This window comes from Burkholderia sp. 3C (genome assembly GCF_054589155.1).
On sequence record NZ_BAAILN010000163.1, the window covers coordinates 1 to 485 of the forward strand.

A 485-nucleotide genomic window follows, 5' to 3' on the forward strand; every position below is an offset into this window, starting at 1 on the left:
GCGGCGAGATGGTCGTGCTTGAAGCTGACGCCGGCAAGCGGGGGGAATTCCGTCATCGCTAACCGGGGATGGTCAGGCGCCATCCCCGCTCCTCTGATGGGCTGGGTGGGTCAGGACTTCATCGGCGTCAGCGAGCCGTGGCCACCGCCCGGCACCTGGATGTTGGCGCAGGTGCCGCCTTGCACGAACTTCCACGAATTGCCCTGGAAATCGACCGTCGACGTGCCTTGACACGTCGTGCCCGGGCCGGCCGCGCAATCGTTCTGGCCTTTGAGCGCGACGCCGTAGCATTGCTCCTTGTGAGCGGCGACGGCTGCGCCGGCTTCGGCCTTGGTCAGCGGGGCGGCATGCGCAACCGAAGCGAGCAGGCTGGCGACGGCACCGGCGAGCAGGGCGGACGTGATCTTGGTATTCGTGGACATGAGGTTCTCCGGATTTGAAGTGGGCGCACCCACATTGGGTACGCTCATCAATTCGCTGCCTCC

1 protein-coding gene is annotated in these 485 nt (G+C 65.8%); it reads right to left on the reverse strand.

The features are described 5' to 3' along the window. Positions 1–110: 110 nt before the first annotated feature. The gene (locus ACYP33_RS34915) at positions 111–422 is read right to left on the reverse strand and encodes a BufA1 family periplasmic bufferin-type metallophore (RefSeq protein ID WP_414447149.1); all 312 of its coding nucleotides are present in this window, start codon (positions 420–422) and stop codon (positions 111–113) included. Positions 423–485 lie beyond the last annotated feature (63 nt).